This is a genomic window from Streptomyces sp. NPDC088124 (assembly GCF_040685895.1).
Taxonomy (GTDB): domain Bacteria; phylum Actinomycetota; class Actinomycetes; order Streptomycetales; family Streptomycetaceae; genus Streptomyces.
Map to the genome: position 1 here is coordinate 17,391 of NZ_JBFBJB010000011.1, position 15,831 is coordinate 33,221.

Consider the following 15,831-nt stretch of genomic DNA (forward strand, 5'->3'; position numbering starts at 1 on the left):
TCGAATCGGACGACTCGGATTCGAACGCGGCGATCGCGGGGATTCCCGGGGGCCCTCTTGTCAGAGCCGGAGGGCGAGGGTCTCCGCGTGGCTCAGACATGTGGCGGCCTGGAGGAGGTCACCGTCGGCGGCGGCACCGTGGGCCATGCTGGTCATCAGCGCCACGTCGTAAAGAACGCCGGGATCATCGGTGTCCGCCTTGCCCTCTTCCTCGAGCCGGGCATCCAGCACTTCGCACGCCCGGCCAAGAGCGTCGGTCCAGTCGCCGTCGAACACCTTGCGCGGCAGTCCCGACAGTGCGGCGAGCCACAGGTCGGCGTGGGATCGCAGGATCTCCACAGGCCGGCGGTGGTCGTGCACGATTCCGCACGGGTGTTTGGGGACCGCACCGGGGGTGAGCGGGCCCGGCCACGCGGGCAGGGCTTCGGCGTGAGCGGGGCACAGGTACATCTTCCAGGCCGGGCCGGCTCCGGTGTCCGGGCCCTGCCGGGTCGCGGTGGCGCTCGCGTCGCAGTGCAGGACATGGCGCAGCGAGGTGAGCGTCCTTCTCCCGGCAGAGGTCTGTGTCCCGAACCGCTCCACGTACCAGCTGATTTCGTGGGGCAGTTGCTCGGCCAGGCTGAACAGGTAGTCGATGATGTTCTCGTAGAGGGTGTCCATGTTCGGCGGACTGACCTCGGCCAGCCGGGCGGTCTCGATCTCACCGCTCCACGCGCCATGGCATCCCTGCGCAACCTGGCCATCGGCGCTCTCCGGCTCACCGACCGGACGAACATCGCCGCTGGACTCCGCCACCACACCCGCGACGCCAACCGTCCACTGACCACCCTCGGCATCACGTGATCAACCAGGACCTCACCTGAACGACGCAGCCCTGCGTACACCCCGGAGGGCTGGCGGCCGTGGCGCGATGCGGCAGACGAGGTGCAGATGGCCGTCACCACGCATGCCGCGGAGCCGGGGATGTCGCGGGTCGATTCTGGACGGAGAGCAGCGTCGTGATGGCGTAAGCCAGACATTCCGCCGGTGGATCCTGCGTTGCGCCAACTCAGCATTGAGGGTGAACGGAACGTCAAACCATCGGGCATGGACGGTCAAAGACAGACCTTGAGCTCGCCTGGCAGCCTCGAAGTCCGACTTCAAGGAGGCAAGATGCAGCGTTTGGGACGTGCGTGCGCCGTAGGAGCAATGATGGCTGCTCTCGTGGGAGGAGTGGCGGGCACCTCGGTCGCCGCCACCGCCGACACGCCTCGGGCGGATCCTTCCGTCCAGGCCGCGAGGTGGACGTACACGGGGTTGGCCTACGGCTCAGAGAAGTTGTGTAAGCAAGGTGCCAAGGACTGGGTGGGGAAGTACGGACCCGTCCTCGGCTCGCAGTGCATACCGGAGGGCCGTAACTGGGAGCTGTGGGTCCTGGTGTACTGAACCACGCGGGCGGTGTGACCGGGGGCGGCGCAGGACACACCGCCCCCGGGAGCCTGCGGCTCAATGCCGTTGCGTTAGTGGTCGTGCCATCGGTGGTTCAGCGTGATCACGGCGGGAGGGCGGTGGCTAGTGGCGCTACGGCGGCCCGGCGGCGCTGAGCGCCCTGGACGGCACACTCGTACCGCCGCCCGAGACTGAGGCCGCGGCACGCGAGCAACTGCCGCAGGTACGGATTCCAGGCCGGTCAGGACCGCCCAGGCCGCGCCGGACCCGTGGCCGTCTGCAGCTGGTCGGCGAGGACGTCGAGCCGCGCTGGGGCTCGGACGGGCGCTGGTACCCGTACCAGAAGGAGCGCGGCCAGTGGTGGGCGGCGGGCCCGCCCGCCACCGACGCCGACGAGGCGCTGTACGGAGCCCTCGGCGCACAGTGACCCTGCGGTGCCTCGGCGAGGCGCTGAACGATCCGGTCTCCGCCCTGCTGGTGTCGGCCGAGCGCTCGCCGGCCGCCGAATTCCCGCCGTCGAAGGATCGCCGCTACCGGGTGACAGACCCCTACCTGCGGTTCTGGCCGCACCTGCTCGGCCCTTCCACGGAGGAGATCGAGCGAGGGCGGGGCGAGCTTCCAGCGAGCTGTTCGTCCTGAGCCATGTGGTGCGCGGCACTGTGGTGGCGAGCGGCTGTGACTCGAACCGGCTGTTCCGGCCCAGGGTCGTGTCCGGCCCGCTGACGTGCGGCGATGGCTCCGTGGCGAGCGGAGCCGTGTCAGGAGCCGTAATGAGAGGGAAACGCGACACCGTCTCGACTTGAAACGTGCGCGGTGCACTTTGTTCCTGTCCGCCAAGGCGGCAATCCGACGCAAATCGCACCAGGAGCACGAGAGCTGTGAGCACATCGCACTGCCATCCGTTCGTCGCGGCCGGGCGTGCCCGGACCCCGCGAGCTCGTCGCGCACAGCTCCGCAGCCGGGGTGGACGTCGTGCATGACGCGCTGTGGCTGGTCGGCTCGGCGGGCGGGCTCCTGTGTCTCGCCGGTCATCTGCCGGCCCCCGCGCGCCAGTGGGGGCCGCACGCGGTCGCCCTGGCGGCCATGTTGCCGATGGGGCTCCGGGCGGAGGAGGCGGGGCCGCTGATGGCGGGAGCAGCCGCCGCGCTCGCCGCCGCCTGTCTGTGGAACGCGCGCGTGGGCCGCTCGTTCCGCCGAGGTGCCGAGGTGGTGAACCTGGCCATGATGGCGCTGCTGGCGGCGGTGTCGATCCTCCCGCGGGGTCAGCACGGCACCGGCGGTCACGGTGGCTCCGCGCCGGTCGCGACGGAACCGTGGTTGGCGCTGTTCTTCGTCGGATGCTGGGCCGTGGTCCGCGCGGCTGTCGTGCTCGTCTCCCAGGCGTGGCCGGCGCCCGGCGTCCCGTCCGGTGCCCCGTCCAGGGGGTTGCCTGGAGTTGCCCCGGCTCGCCCCGGGCGCCGTGTGGCGCTGCTCCGGGAGTCGGGGGCCCTGCTCATGGTCGCCGCCATGGCCGGAATGGTCGAAGCGGCGTGAGGAACGTTCGGCCGTCATAGCAAGGTCTTCCACAATGGGATCTCAATGTGTAAGTATTGGATCCAATGTTGGGATGATCGCATGCAAGGGGAGAGTGATGCTCAGACACGAGGACAATGTGCGCGTGACGCGCAGCGGCCCGGGTACACCGCTGGGTCGGCTCCTGCGGGCTTACTGGCAGCCCGTCGCCCTTGTCTCGGAGATGCCCGAAGACCGCCCGGTCAAGGCGGTCCGGGTCATGAGCGAGGACCTTGTCCTCTTTCGTCGGGATGAGGTTTCCGTCGAGGTCGGCGAGGGCGGATCAGCCGCGGCGGTCCCCACGGGTGAATGGGGTCTGGTCGGCCGCTACTGCGCGCACCGCGGGGTCGATCTCTCGTACGGGCGGCGGGAGAACGGCGGGCTGCGTTGCCTCTACCACGGGTGGCTGTACGGGCCGGACGGCCGGTGTCTGGAGCAGCCCGCGGAGCCCGAGCACAGCTCGTTCGCCGAGAAGGTGCGCATCCCGAGCTATCCGTGTGTAGAACGCAACGGCATCGTCTTTGCCTACCTCGGTGCCGGAGACCCGCCGCCCTTTCCGGCCTACGACTGCTTCCGCGCCCCCGAGTCGTACACCTTCGCCTTCAAAGGACGGTGGCAGTGCAACTGGCTGCAGGGCTTGGAGGGTGGTATCGACCCGAGCCATGTCTCCTTCCTGCACCGCTTCGTCGGAGAGGACCCGCGCGAGGCGTACGGGCAGCAGTTCAGCGAGGAGGTGGCGGGCACCGGGAAGAAGCTGTCGGAGCTGGTCGGCGACAACTTCCGCCCGGACATCGAGGTGGAGGGCGCCGAGCACGGTCTCCGGGTCTTCGCGCTGCGCGATCTTACCGAGGACGTACGGCACGTGCGGATCACCAACCTGGTGTTCCCGAACGCCTTCGTGGTGCCCTTCGGCAACAGCAAGTCCTTCTGCCAGTGGCACGTCCCCATCGACGACGAGAACCACTACTGGTTCATGATCCTCTACGACTTCGAGGAGGTCACCGACCAGGAGACGCTGCTGACTCAGCGGCTGAGGGAAGTCTCGCTGCCGGACTACCGTCCGCTGCGCAACCGGACGAACGACTGGGGCTTCGACCCCACGGAGCAGCGGGAACTCACCTATACGGGCATGGGTCTGGACATCAACGTCCACGACCAGTGGGCGGTGGAGAGCATGGGGCCCGTCCAGGACCGCACCGTCGAGCGGCTGGGTGTGTCCGACCGCGCCGTCACGGCCAACCGGCGGCTGCTGCTGAAGGCGATCGACTCCTTCGAGAACGGCAACCCGGTGCCGGGTCTGCCGCTGGACGTGGAGTCCGCCGAGGAGTTGACCGGTCCCCCCGCCATCGACACCGTCACGCCCGCCGAGGACTGGGAACGGGCCTGGCGGGAGCGGGAGTCGGAGCGGCGTAGGCGGTCTCCGTGGGCCGGGCGGGATGTGCGTCGTGCGCAGTGCTGACGAACGGCCGCGGGCCGAGGGCGGCGAGGGCCTGAAGGTGCGCCCGCTGACGAACGCCGGAGCCGGAGGCTTCGTGGAACGGCACGGTCTGTGGGACGACAGGCAGCACGCCGCCGCCGGTCAGATCCGCCGTGTGATCGACGAACTCGGCCTGGACATGGTGCGGTTCTCCTTCGCCGACCAGCACGGAGTGTTGCGCGGCAAGACGCTGACCCGCGACGCGGTGCCCGGCGCGCTGCGTTCCGGAGTCACCGCCCCGTCCTCGCTGCTGCTGAAGGACACCTCCGGCAGGACCGTCCTCCCGGTGTTCTCGGGCAGCGACCCACGGGTCGATCGGCGCTTCGCCGGCGCCGGCGACATCGTCCTGGTGCCTGATCCGACGACGTTCCGGGTGCTGCCCTGGACGGAGCGCACCGGCTGGATCCTGTGCGATGTGTTCCACCCGGACGGCACGCCCGCGCCGTTCTGCCCGCGCGGGATGCTGCGCGGCAGGCTGGACGCGCTGGCCGGGGCGGGGTACGACCTCACGGTCGGCGTGGAGCTGGAGTTCCACGTCTTCCGTCCGGCGGCGGGGTCCGTACGGCTGGGTGCGGGCAGGCCGGGGACGCCCGGCCCGGCGCCCGAGGTGGAGCCGGTGAATGACGGTTCGCAACTGCTGCACGAGGAGGGTCTTGACCGGCTCGACGGGCTGGTGGGGCTGCTGCACCGCGGGCTCACCGGCCTGGATCTTCCGTTGCGCTCCCTCGAACTCGAATTCGGGCCGAATCAGCTGGAGTTGACGCTGGACGCGCGGGGCGCCGCGCGGGCCGCGGACGACGCGCTGCTGGCGCGGGCGGCGGTGCGGCAGATCTGCCGGAGGAACGGCTACCACGCGACGTTCATGTCCCGTCCGGCCGGTGCGGAGACCGCGTCGACAGGCTGGCACCTGCACCAGTCGCTGCGCTCCCGGGCGACCGGCGAGACCGTCTTCGACCCTTCGGCGGCGCGGGATGGGGACGGTGAGGTGCTGTCGGCACAGGGCCGGCACTACCTGGCCGGGCTGCTGGAGCACGCTTCCGCCGCCACCGTGTTCACCACCCCCACCGTCAACGGGTACAAGCGGTACCTGCCCCTGTCGCTGGCGCCGGACCGGGTGGTGTGGGGGGTCGACAACAAGGGGGCCATGGTGCGGGTCGTCGGCGGTCCGGGCACCGGCGGCGTACGGCTGGAGAACAGATCGGGGGAGCCGGCGGCCAACCCGTATCTCTACGTGGCGTCGCAGGTGGTCAGCGGGATGGACGGGATGGCCCGAAGACTCGATCCCGGCCCGCCGGTCCTCGACCCGTACGACGCGAAGGCCCCGGGACTTCCAGGGTCGCTGGCCGAGGCGCTGGACGCGCTCGACGCGGATCCGGTTTTCGCCCGCGCGCTCGGCCCGCACGTCATCTCTTGGCTCACCGCGATCAAACGTGCCGAGTTCGCACGCTACTTGGGCCATGTCTCGGACTGGGAGCAGCGCGAGTACTTCGACCTCGTCTGACGGCGGCCCCAGGGCTCCGCTCCCGCGACACACAGGTAGGTCCCATGCCCCGCATCCGATCCAGGAAGACCCCATGACCATGTTTACCGCACAGCCCATGGAGCTGGAACCCTTCTTCGTCGACGGCCGGTGGATCGCCCCCGGAGACCACCGTACGTTCCCGGTCGTCGACCCGGCCTCGGGCACCGCCCTGGCGCATGTCGCGCAGGCCACGTCCGGCGACGTGGACGCCGCTGTGGAGGCCGCGGCCCGTGCGCACGAGGACGGCCGCTGGCGGAGTCTGCCCGCCGCGGAGAGGACCCGCGTGCTGAACCGAGTCGCGGAGCTGATCGAGGAGCATGCCGAAGAGCTGGCGGTGCTGGAGACCCGGGACAACGGTAAGCCGATCGAGAGGTCGCGCGCCGACACGGCGATGAGCGCGAAGACTTTCCGGCACTTCGCAGGTGCCCCGACGCGGCTGACCGGCACCGTCGTTCCCGTCGACGGTGGACACCACATCTACACGGTGCCCGAGCCGGCGGGCGTGGCCGCGTTGATCCTGCCGTGGAACTTCCCCATCATGACCGGCTGCTTCAAGCTGGCCCCCGCGCTCGCCGCGGGCTGCACCGTCGTCGTCAAGCCCGCCGAGCAGACCCCGCTGACCATGCTCCGCGTCGCCGCCCTGTGCGAAGAGGCGGGCCTGCCGGCGGGCGTGCTCAACGTGCTGACCGGAGACGGCGCGGTGGGCGCCGCACTCACCGCGCACCCCGGCGTGGCCAAGGTGTCCTTCACCGGCTCCACCGAGGTCGGCCGACAGGTCATGGCGGCCGCTGCCCCCTCCGTCAAGCGCCTCACCCTGGAACTCGGCGGCAAGAGCCCCAACATCATCTTCGCCGACGCCGACCTCGACGCCGCCGTCACCACCGCGATGCGGGCCGCCTTCGGCCACTCGGGGCAGATGTGCACGGCCGGCAGCAGGCTGCTGGTCCAGCGCTCCGTCCTCGCCGAGATGGAGGAACGTCTCGCAGAGGCGGTACGCGGGGTCCCGATGGGCAACGGACTGGACGGTGGTGTCACCGTCGGACCGCTGGTCTCCGAGGAGCAGCGGGCGCAGGTTCTCGAATACGTCGAAGCCGGCGTCGCCGAGGGCGCGACCCTCGTGGTCGGCGGCGGCGTGCCGGACCGGGTCGGCTTCTTCGTCGAGCCCACGCTTTTCACCGGCGTCACCCACATGATGCGGATCGCCCGCGAGGAGATCTTCGGCCCGGTGCTCGGCGTCATCCCGTTCGAGGACGAGGAGGAAGCCGTCGCCATCGGCAACGACACCGCCTACGGCCTCGCGGCCGGTGTCTGGACCAAAGACCTGTCCCGGGCGCACCGGATGGCGGCGCGGCTGCGGGCGGGGACCGTCTGGATCAACACCTACAACATCTTCGACCCGGCCCTTCCCTTCGGCGGCTTGGGCGACTCCGGACTAGGCCGGGACCTGGGCGACGACGCCCTCTATTCCTACTGCGAGCGCAAGGCGGTGGTCGTCGCACTATGAACGCCAACACAGCCGGCACCGCGGCGCCAGCGGAGTCCCCGGCCGCCGCCCGGAACGGGGCCTTCGACGTAGCGGCGCTGCGCGCCGCCACCCCGGGCATGCTGCACGCCCGCCATCTGAACGCGGCGGGCGCCGCGCTGCCCAGCCGGGCGACGCTGTCCGCCGTCACCGAGCACCTGCGTCTGGAGTCCCTGCTGGGCGGTTACGAAGCCGCCGAGGCGCTGAGCGCGCGCACCGAGGAGGTGTACCGCGCGGCGGCGCGGCTGCTCGGCGCCAGGCCCGAGGACATCGCGCTGGTGGAGAGCGCGTCGGTGGCCTGGCAACGCGCGCTCGGCGCACTGCGGCTCGGGGCGGGGGACCGGGTCCTGGCCACCTCGTCCACGTACGTCAGCTCGGCCCTGCACCTGCTGGAACTGCGGGAGTCGCACGGCATCGTGCTGGAGGTGCTGCCCGCGGACGCGAGCGGACAGGTGGACCTCGGTGCGCTGGAGAGGGCCCTGCGCGAGCCTGCGGCGCTCGTCACGGTCGCCCATGTGCCCACCTCGTCGGGGCTGGTGGAACCGGTCGCCGAGGTCGGCGCGCTGGCCGCCCGCGCGGGCGTGCCGATGCTGCTGGACGCGACGCAGTCGCTCGGGCAACTCCCGGTCAGCGTCGAGGGTATGGGCTGCGGGATCGTCGTCGCCACCGGCCGTAAGTTCCTGCGCGGCCCGCGCGGGACCGGGCTGTTGTACGTAGCTCCGGAGCTGCGCGCGACGGCCCGGCCCGCGGCCCCCGATGTGCGGGGGGCCGCGTGGTCGGCGGCCCACCGCTACGAACTCGTGGCCGGGGCCCAGCGCTACGAGACGTGGGAAGCCTCCCACGCGCTGCGGCTGGGTCTTGGCACGGCCCTTCAGGAGACGCTCGAGCTAGGGGTGGAGCGCATCAGAGACCACGTGACCGCGCTGGCCGGGCGGATGCGGGCCGGACTGTCCGGCGTACCCGGGATCCTGGTCACCGATCCGCCCGCGGCGGCGTCGGGGATCGTCACCTTCCTTCGGGAGGACGAGGACCCGCGCCAGACCGTGCGGGACCTGCGCGCCACCGGCTGCCGCCTCACGACGGTGCCCGCCGCGCACGGGCAGTGGGACCTGGGGCGGCGCGGGCTGGCGCGGGTGGCGCGGGCCTCCTTCCACGTCTACAACAGTGAGGACGACGTGGACGCCCTCCTTGCCTCTCTGGCGGAGCGGGAACGGCGACACGGAACCGCGGCACTCGCCGCACCCCGGCCCGCCGGAGCTGCGCTCGCGGGGCGCGTCCCCGGCCCCCCCGCCGCTGCGGGAGGACCTGTCACCGACCCGGCCGCCGTTGCGGGGGAGCCCGCCCCGGGCCCCGTGCTTCGCGCTCGAGCCGGGCGTGGTGGCGGGCGGGCCGACGTGATCGTCGTCGGGGCCGGGATTCACGGGTCCTCCGCCGCTTGGCATCTGGCGGCCCGGGGTGCACGCGTCGTCCACCTCGACCGGTTCCCGGCGGGCCACACCCGGGGCTCCTCGCACGGCCGGACCCGGATGATCAGGCGCGCGTACCCCTCCCCTGTCTGGGATCCGCTGGTCGACACCGCCTACGCGGCCTGGGCGGAACTCGAACTGGCCGCCGGACAGCGGCTGGTGACCAGGACCGGTGGTCTGTACGCCCGCGCGGCCGACGCCCCGATCACCCTGCGCGGCCCCGGCTGCGAACAGGTGGACCACGTCCGCGCCGCGGAGCTGTTCCCGGGCCTGCGGCTGTGCGAGGGCTTCTCCGCGACGCACGACCCGGCCGCCGGAGTCATCGACGCGGCGGCCTCGCTCACGGCGCTGGCCTCGCTCGGCCGGGTCCACGGGGTGGACCGGCGGGACGGCTGCGCCGTACTCGGCTGGCGTCGGGACGGCGACGGCGTACGCGTCGAGACGGAGACGGGCGTGCTGCGGGCCGACCGGCTGGTCGTCGCCGCGGGCCCTTGGACCGGCGAACTGCTCCCCGCCTTCGCCGGACCGCTGAGCGTCGTGCGGATCGTCAACGTGCACCTCGGCTCCTCCCGGCAGCACCTGCTCCAGCCGCCGCTCCTCGGCCCGTTCTCGGTCGATGTCCCGGACCTGGGCCTGCTGTACGGCATCCCCTCCTTCGACGGCGCAGGCGTCAAGATCGGACTGGACCACGGCCCGGAGGAGGACCCGTCGGCGCCGGCCGAGCCGGTCACCGCCGCCGAGCGCGACCGGCTCCTGGGCCTGGCCTCGCGGTTCCTCCCGGCCGCCGACGGTCCGGTGGAGGAGACGATCACCTGCCGCTACACGATGGCACCGAACAATCGGTTCGCCGTCGGGCGGCTGCCCGGCGAGAAGCGGGTCCTGGTCGTCGCGGCCTGCTCCGGCCACGGCTTCAAGTTCGGCCCCGCCCTGGGCGCCGCTCTCGCGGACCTGGCGGAGGGCAAGGAGCGGGCCGACCTGGATTTCCTGTCCCCGGCCGCGATGGCCGGCACCGCGGAAACGGGCCGCCCCGGGGCCGCCGGGCCGACGCGGGAGGCCCGGACATGACCCCCGGTGCCCGCGCGGGCGAAGCGTCAAGAGCTGTTGCCCAACTCCGATTCGGATCAGACCGAGGGGCGCGGGGCTGTCGAATCCAAGGCGGAGGTGCCGAGCCCCTCGGGCCCGGAGCGGGGCCGGACAACGGCTTCTCAGCCCCGGAAGACGGTGGCCGACCGCTGCTCGTACCACCGGGCCAATTGCTCGCCAGCACTGATCACGTGGGCTTTCATCTGGCGGCGGGCGTCTTCTGCGTCCTCGGCGGCGAGCGCTTCGACGATCCGTTCGTGCTCACGGATGTTGTCCTCACGATGACGGGGGTTGTCCCGGAGGACGAGGGCGGAGATGTTGCGCGGGAACGCCTCGTTGATGTCTTTGATCGCCCGGGCGAGCCGTTCGTTGCCGGCCGTGGTGTGGATGAGCGTGTGGAAGCAGTCGTTCGCCGAGGTGGAGGGCGAGGCGCCCTCCTCGGGTCCGGTCCGGCCGCTCATCGTCCGCACCGTCTCGTTGGCCTCGCGAAGCTCCCGCAGCACATCGAGGGTGATCGCTCGTACGGCACGTACGCAGGCGAGCCCTTCGAGCTCGGCGCGCACCTCGTAAGCCTCGCGGACCTCCCAGGGGGCGGGAACCCGGACGACGGCGCCCCGGTTGGGCAGCACCTCGATGAGACCGCCGGCCTGGAGCTGGCGCAGCGCCTCCCGCACGGGAGTGCGGCTCACGCCGAGGGCCTTGGCGAGCTCGGCCTGGCGGAGCTGGGCTCCAATGGGGATCAGGCCGGAGAGGATGCGGGCCCTGATGGCGGCGGCCGTGTCGTCGACGAGGGCCTTGCCCGTTCCTCCGGGCGAACTCTCGTCCTGTGCTGGGGCGGTGTCCATGAAGCCTCCGTCTGGTCGGGAAAGGGCGGGTCGGCGGTCCGGGAAGTGGCGCGGCCGCACCGGGAGCCCCGGCCCCGGCAGGAGGCGGGACTCCCTTGTGGACTCTATGCCGACCATTATGTATCCAGTTCGGTGATTTCAGGATCCACTACTGGATCCGCAGTTCACGCGAGTGAGTGGAGCAAGCCATGAATCGTCCTGGAAGTGTCAGCACGCGCGTGCACGCGCGGCGGGACCGTACCCACCCCATCGACCCGCTGTCCCCCGCGGAGATCGACGCGGCGGTCGCCGTCGCGCGGGCCGACGGACGGCTCGGCGAGCGGACCCGGTTCTGGGGCGCGGTCCTGGACGAGAACTTCGCCCGCGAGGTCATGGCCGGCAGGCATCCCGAGGGCGAACTGCGGGTCGGGCTGGTCGCGATGGACCACGACCTGCCCGGCGGTTGGGAGATCGACGTCCAGCTCGGCGCCGAGCCGCGCTGTCTCGACTGGCGGCCGGTGGACATCCGCCGCCCCGGCATCACCTCGACCGAGGCGCGCGCCGCGGCCCAAGCGTGCAGGGAGAGTCCGCTGTTCCGTGAGGCGCTGGCCCGGCGCGGCATCCACGACGTGTCTCTGACGGTGATCGACGCCGAGTCGATCGGTGGCTTCGTGCCGGAGAAGTACAAGGACCGCCGCATCACCTGGGGTTCGGTCTGGCACCGGGTCCAGGAGGACGACAACGCCTACGTCCGTCCCGTACAGGGTGTGATCCCCCTCGTCGACATGGCGACGATGGAGGTGCTGGAGGTCGAGGACCACGGCGTCGTCCCGGTCTCGGAGGAGCCCGGCCCGCTGGCGGCGGGCGGCTTCGGCCCGGACCGCGAGGGCCTCAAGCCGCTGGAAGTGGTGCAGCCTGAGGGCCCGAGCTTCACCGTCGACGGCCACCGGGTCCGCTGGCAGGGCTGGGACTTCCGGATCGGCTTCACCCACCGTGAGGGCCTGGTCCTGTACGACCTGCGGTTCCTGGAGCGCTCGGTGCTCAAGCGTGCCGCCTGCAACGAGATGTACGTCCCCTACCTCGACCCGAGCTCCACGCAGTTCCGCAAGAACTTCTTCGACTGGGGCGAGTACGGCGCGGGCCCGCTCACCAACTCCCTGGCGCTGGGCTGCGACTGCCTGGGGGTCATCCACTACTTCGACGCGGCCTACCTCGGCGGCGACGGCACCGCCCAGGAGATCACCCAGGCGATCTGCATGCACGAGGAGGACGACGGCATCCTCTGGAAGCACAACGACCTGCGCCGCGGGGTGAGTGAGGTGCGCCGCTCCCGGCGGCTGATCATCTCCTGCTTCCAGACGGTGGCCAACTACGACTACGGCTTCTACTGGTCGCTCTACCAGGACGGCAGGATCGAGCTGGAGATCAAGCTGACCGGCATGCTGTCGGCCTCCGGCATCCAGGAGGGCGAGGAGGTGCGCCACGGCCGGGTGGTCTCGCGCACCGTCCAGACCCCCACACATCAACACTACTTCGGCCTGCGCCTGGACGCCGCCGTCGACGGCCCGCGCAACCGCCTGGTGGAGGAGAACGCCGAGGCCGAGGACGACCCGGCCCACGACCCGTACGGCAACGCGGTCCGGATGGTGCGTACGCCGCTGCTCTCCGAGTCCGAGGCCGCCCGCCGGACCAGCCCGGAGACGGCGCGGCACTGGCGAGTGGAGAGCGCCGAGCGGACGAACCGCTACGGGGAGCCGACGGCGTACCGGCTGCTGCTGCCCCACACCACCCGGCCGTTCGCGCGGCCCGACTCGGTGATGGCCCGTCGGGCGCCCTTCGTCCACCAGCATCTGTGGGCGACCGTCTCGGACCCGGCCGAGCAGTATCTCGGAGGCCAGTACCCGAACCAGGCGGAGCCCGGAGAGGACGGTGTACACGTCTGGCAACGGAAGAACCGTTCGCTGGACGGGGCGGAGCTGGTGCTGTGGCCGGTCGTGGGATCGCACCACTTCCCGCGTCCCGAGCAGTGGCCGGTCATGCCGGTCGACAAGGTGAGGCTGGTCTTCGAGCCCGACGGATTCTTCGACCGCAACCCCGCCATGGACATCCCCGACCCCTCCGCCGGCGGCAGCGGCGACCACTGCTGCGCGGACTGACCGACCGTCACACACCATGTGATGTCAACTTATGCCAGTAGTTGTCACACAAGTTTGCATTTAATCAGCTCGCAATATCCGGGATACACCCGTGAAGCGCGAGTCGGACACGATACTTTGGATCCAATCCTTTGTTGATTAGATCCATTCCTTAGAGGGATGGCGCCGCCAAGGAGGCACTCATGCCGGATCAGTCGCAGAGATCGCCCTCACACCAGCAGGCCGCACCGGACGTCTCGCGCCGCACCATGTTGCGCGGAGCAGGCGTCCTCGGTGTCGGAGTGGGATTCGGACTCACTCCCCTGCTCACCGCCTGCGGTGTGGTCGACGGGGCCGGGAAGTCCGGTGGAGGATCCGGCAGGGGCGGCACCCTGACCCTCGGCATCGACTCCACCAGTGCCGTCAACGACCCCGCCTTCTACACCACGCTCGGCGACTGGATGGCGGTGGACTGCGTCTGCCGCGGCCTCACCTTCATATCCTTCGCGTCCAACGAACCCACCGGAGACCTCGCGAAGAGCTGGACGATCTCCGACGACCAGCTCACCTACACCTTCGCCCTCCGCGAGGGCGTGAGGTTCCACGACGGCACGACCCTCACCTCCGCGGACGTCCTGGCAAGCCTCGACCGGCAGTTCGACCCCGAGAACAAGACCCTGCCCAAGGGCGCCACCAGACCACTCGGCTCGCTCGGCGCGAACGTCGCCTCGCTCACCGCCGAGGGCGAACTCACCGTCAAGATGGTGCTCAAGACGCCGGACCGCACCGTCCTCGCCCAGCTCTCCGACATCGGCGGACGCGTCATCTCCAAGGCGGCCCTCGACAAGTACGGCGCCGACATCGGCAAGCACCTCGTCGGTACAGGCCCCTTCCAGCTCTCCTCGGCCACCTCCGGCCAGTCGATCACCCTCAAGGCGTTCGACGGCTTCCGGCTCGGTCGCCCACCGGTCGACCGACTGGTCCTGCGCCAGGTGCAGGACCAGTCGACGATCGTCAGCTCCCTGCTCAGCGGCGACCTGTCCGCCACCCAGTTCACTCCCTACTCGGCCGCCCAGCAGCTGAAGTCCGACCCCGCGGTCACCGTCCACGACACCCCGGCCGGCTTCGACGCGATCCTGATGATCGATGCCCGGCGCGTCCCCGAGCTGAAGGTACGCAAGGCCATCAACCTGGCCATCGACCGCAAGGCGATCCTGCAACAAGCCTTCTACGGCATCGGCAGCGAACCGAAGGGCTACGCCATCCCGCCGGCCCAGAACGGCTACGACACCAGCCTCGCCGATCTCAGCGAGAGGAACCTCGCGCAGGCCAAGAAGCTGCTCGCCGAGGCCGGGGCGCAGGGCCGCGAGATCGGGCTCATGGCGGCCAGCGACTCCTGGCACCCCAAGGCCGCCCAGATCATCAAGCAGAACCTGGAGGACGCCGGGTTCACGGTGAAGACCGCGTCCGTCGACCCGGCGTCCTACTTCAGCCGGCTCGCCGACACGAAGGACGACTTCCACGACCTGATGATCTGGGAACGCAACTCCTACGTGCCCGATCCCAACAACATGGTCGGTTCCATGGCCAACCCCGCCGGTCTCTACGGCAGCACCATCACCGGTATGGACACGCTGAAAGGCGCCGAGACGCTGGCGGACGAGTTGCGAGAGGCCAAAAACCTGCCGGAGGGCCCGAAACGCACCGCCGCCTACTCCCGGATACAGCGGCGCTGGGCGGAGGAGTACATGGTGATCTCCATGCTGGCCTGCTCCACCAATCTGGTGGTCAGCGGCGCCGACGTGAAGGGCATGAACACCGCCGCCCTCAGCACCCACCGCTGTTTCATGGAGAATGCCAGTGTCTGACCCGGTGGGTGCCGTGACCGGCGCCATCGAGGTGCCGGCGGGGGACGCCGGTCCCCCCGTCCCCCGCCCCGCTCCCCCCAGGGGCCGGGCGGGGCGGCCAGGCCCGCTCGAGTGGCTGCGCGGCCTGGGCATCGGCGGATCCTGGCCGGCCGTGGTGTCCTGGGTGTTCCTGGCCGCCGTGATCCTCATCGCCCTCGTCGGGCCGCTGCTGATCCAGGCCGACCCGGCACGCCAGACTCCCTCGGCGCTGCTGCCCATCGGCTCGCCGGGCCATCCGCTCGGCACCGACGATCTGGGCCGCGACGAACTGGCCCGGCTGGTGTACGGGGCGCGTCCCCTGCTGCTGGTGTCCTTCGCGGCAACCGCCCTCGCCGCCGCGGCCGGCACCGGTATCGGCCTGCTCGCGGGCTACGTCGGCGGGATTGCCGAGCAGACGCTGATGCGTGTCGTCGACCTGGCGCTCGCGTTCCCGTCGATCCTGCTCGTCATCCTGCTGGTGGCCGCGGCGGGACCGGGCACCGTGAGCCTCACTGTCGGCATCGGCGTCTCCCTGGCACCCGGCCTGGCCCGGCTGGCCCGCGCCCTCACCACCCGGGAGGCCGCCAAGGACTACGTCGTCGCCTCCCGGCTCGGCGGAACCCGTACACCCCGTGTGCTGGTCCAGGAAATCCTGCCCAACATCGCCGGGCCCATGCTGGCCCAGGTGGTGATGACCCTCTCTGTCGCCGCCGGATTCGCCGCCGGCCTGTCCTATCTCGGCCTCGGTATCCAACCGCCCACGTCCGACTGGGGCTACATGGTCCAGGCCGGTCAGGAGTTCCTGCACTCCGCACCGCGGCTGGTGGTGCTCCCCGCGGGCCTGACCCTGCTGTACGTCGTGGCCTGCAACTTCGTCGGCGACGACCTGCGGGATTCGCTCGACCCCCGGGGGACCGTATGAGCACCCTCACCGTGC

11 protein-coding genes and 2 pseudogenes are annotated in these 15,831 nt (G+C 70.8%); 11 read left to right on the forward strand and 2 right to left on the reverse strand.

What is annotated here, in order from left to right:
* Positions 1-60: 60 nt before the first annotated feature.
* Positions 61-660 (reverse strand): hypothetical protein, encoded by a 600-nt coding sequence (locus tag AB0P17_RS11170; protein ID WP_365809729.1) that lies wholly within the window; start codon positions 658-660, stop codon positions 61-63.
* Between the two features lie 45 nt (positions 661-705).
* Between AB0P17_RS11170 and AB0P17_RS11175 the strand changes: the two are divergent.
* The 8 genes and pseudogenes from AB0P17_RS11175 to solA form a co-directional block, all read left to right on the forward strand.
* Positions 706-843, forward strand: a pseudogene (locus AB0P17_RS11175) (ISAs1 family transposase); the annotation flags it as partial.
* Between the two features lie 348 nt (positions 844-1,191).
* A complete protein-coding gene (locus tag AB0P17_RS11180; RefSeq protein WP_365809731.1) occupies positions 1,192-1,425 on the forward strand; it encodes a hypothetical protein in 234 nt (77 codons plus the stop codon).
* Between the two features lie 441 nt (positions 1,426-1,866).
* Positions 1,867-2,046 (forward strand): annotated as a pseudogene (locus tag AB0P17_RS11185) (ATP-binding protein); the annotation flags it as partial.
* A 354-nt stretch (positions 2,047-2,400) separates the two neighbouring features.
* Positions 2,401-2,961: a hypothetical protein gene (locus tag AB0P17_RS11190; protein WP_365809732.1), complete on the forward strand. Its 561-nt coding sequence runs from the start codon at positions 2,401-2,403 to the stop codon at positions 2,959-2,961.
* A 97-nt stretch (positions 2,962-3,058) separates the two neighbouring features.
* Positions 3,059-4,438, forward strand: coding sequence for an aromatic ring-hydroxylating dioxygenase subunit alpha (locus AB0P17_RS11195; protein WP_365809734.1), 1,380 nt, complete (start codon positions 3,059-3,061; stop codon positions 4,436-4,438).
* Positions 4,425-5,957, forward strand: coding sequence for a glutamine synthetase family protein (locus tag AB0P17_RS11200; protein WP_365809735.1), 1,533 nt, complete (start codon positions 4,425-4,427; stop codon positions 5,955-5,957). Before AB0P17_RS11195 ends, AB0P17_RS11200 begins: the two co-directional genes overlap by 14 nt.
* A 73-nt stretch (positions 5,958-6,030) precedes the next feature.
* Complete coding sequence (locus tag AB0P17_RS11205) at positions 6,031-7,482, forward strand: aldehyde dehydrogenase family protein (protein ID WP_365809737.1); 1,452 nt, start codon at positions 6,031-6,033, stop codon at positions 7,480-7,482.
* Positions 7,479-10,031, forward strand: a complete 2,553-nt coding sequence (solA, locus tag AB0P17_RS11210; protein WP_365809739.1) for an N-methyl-L-tryptophan oxidase — start codon at positions 7,479-7,481, stop codon at positions 10,029-10,031. Before AB0P17_RS11205 ends, solA begins: the two co-directional genes overlap by 4 nt.
* A gap of 140 nt (positions 10,032-10,171) precedes the next feature.
* Here the strand turns inward: solA and AB0P17_RS11215 are convergent, their stop codons facing one another.
* Complete coding sequence (locus AB0P17_RS11215; protein ID WP_365809740.1) at positions 10,172-10,894, reverse strand: GntR family transcriptional regulator; 723 nt, start codon at positions 10,892-10,894, stop codon at positions 10,172-10,174.
* Between the two features lie 188 nt (positions 10,895-11,082).
* Here AB0P17_RS11215 and AB0P17_RS11220 point away from each other — a divergent pair, with 188 nt between their 5' ends.
* The 3 genes from AB0P17_RS11220 (at position 11,083) to AB0P17_RS11230 (ending at position 15,816) form a co-directional block, all read left to right on the forward strand.
* Positions 11,083-13,029 carry a primary-amine oxidase gene (locus AB0P17_RS11220; RefSeq protein WP_365809741.1) on the forward strand — a complete coding sequence of 649 codons (1,947 nt, stop codon included), beginning with the start codon at positions 11,083-11,085 and terminating at the stop codon, positions 13,027-13,029.
* A 182-nt stretch (positions 13,030-13,211) separates the two neighbouring features.
* The gene (locus tag AB0P17_RS11225) at positions 13,212-14,876 is read left to right on the forward strand and encodes an ABC transporter substrate-binding protein (protein WP_365809743.1); all 1,665 of its coding nucleotides are present in this window, start codon (positions 13,212-13,214) and stop codon (positions 14,874-14,876) included.
* On the forward strand, positions 14,869-15,816 hold the full coding sequence (locus tag AB0P17_RS11230; RefSeq protein ID WP_365809745.1) for an ABC transporter permease: 948 nt from the start codon (positions 14,869-14,871) through the stop codon (positions 15,814-15,816). Before AB0P17_RS11225 ends, AB0P17_RS11230 begins: the two co-directional genes overlap by 8 nt.
* Positions 15,817-15,831 lie beyond the last annotated feature (15 nt).

Coding starts and splice junctions, on each gene's coding strand:
- AB0P17_RS11170 (WP_365809729.1), bottom strand. CDS start 660: ATGGACACCCTCTACGAGAACATCATCGACTACCTGTTCAGCCTGGCC.
- AB0P17_RS11180 (WP_365809731.1), top strand. CDS start 1,192: ATGGCTGCTCTCGTGGGAGGAGTGGCGGGCACCTCGGTCGCCGCCACC.
- AB0P17_RS11195 (WP_365809734.1), top strand. CDS start 3,059: ATGCTCAGACACGAGGACAATGTGCGCGTGACGCGCAGCGGCCCGGGT.
- AB0P17_RS11205 (WP_365809737.1), top strand. CDS start 6,031: ATGACCATGTTTACCGCACAGCCCATGGAGCTGGAACCCTTCTTCGTC.
- solA (WP_365809739.1), top strand. CDS start 7,479: ATGAACGCCAACACAGCCGGCACCGCGGCGCCAGCGGAGTCCCCGGCC.
- AB0P17_RS11215 (WP_365809740.1), bottom strand. CDS start 10,894: ATGGACACCGCCCCAGCACAGGACGAGAGTTCGCCCGGAGGAACGGGC.
- AB0P17_RS11220 (WP_365809741.1), top strand. CDS start 11,083: ATGAATCGTCCTGGAAGTGTCAGCACGCGCGTGCACGCGCGGCGGGAC.
- AB0P17_RS11225 (WP_365809743.1), top strand. CDS start 13,212: ATGCCGGATCAGTCGCAGAGATCGCCCTCACACCAGCAGGCCGCACCG.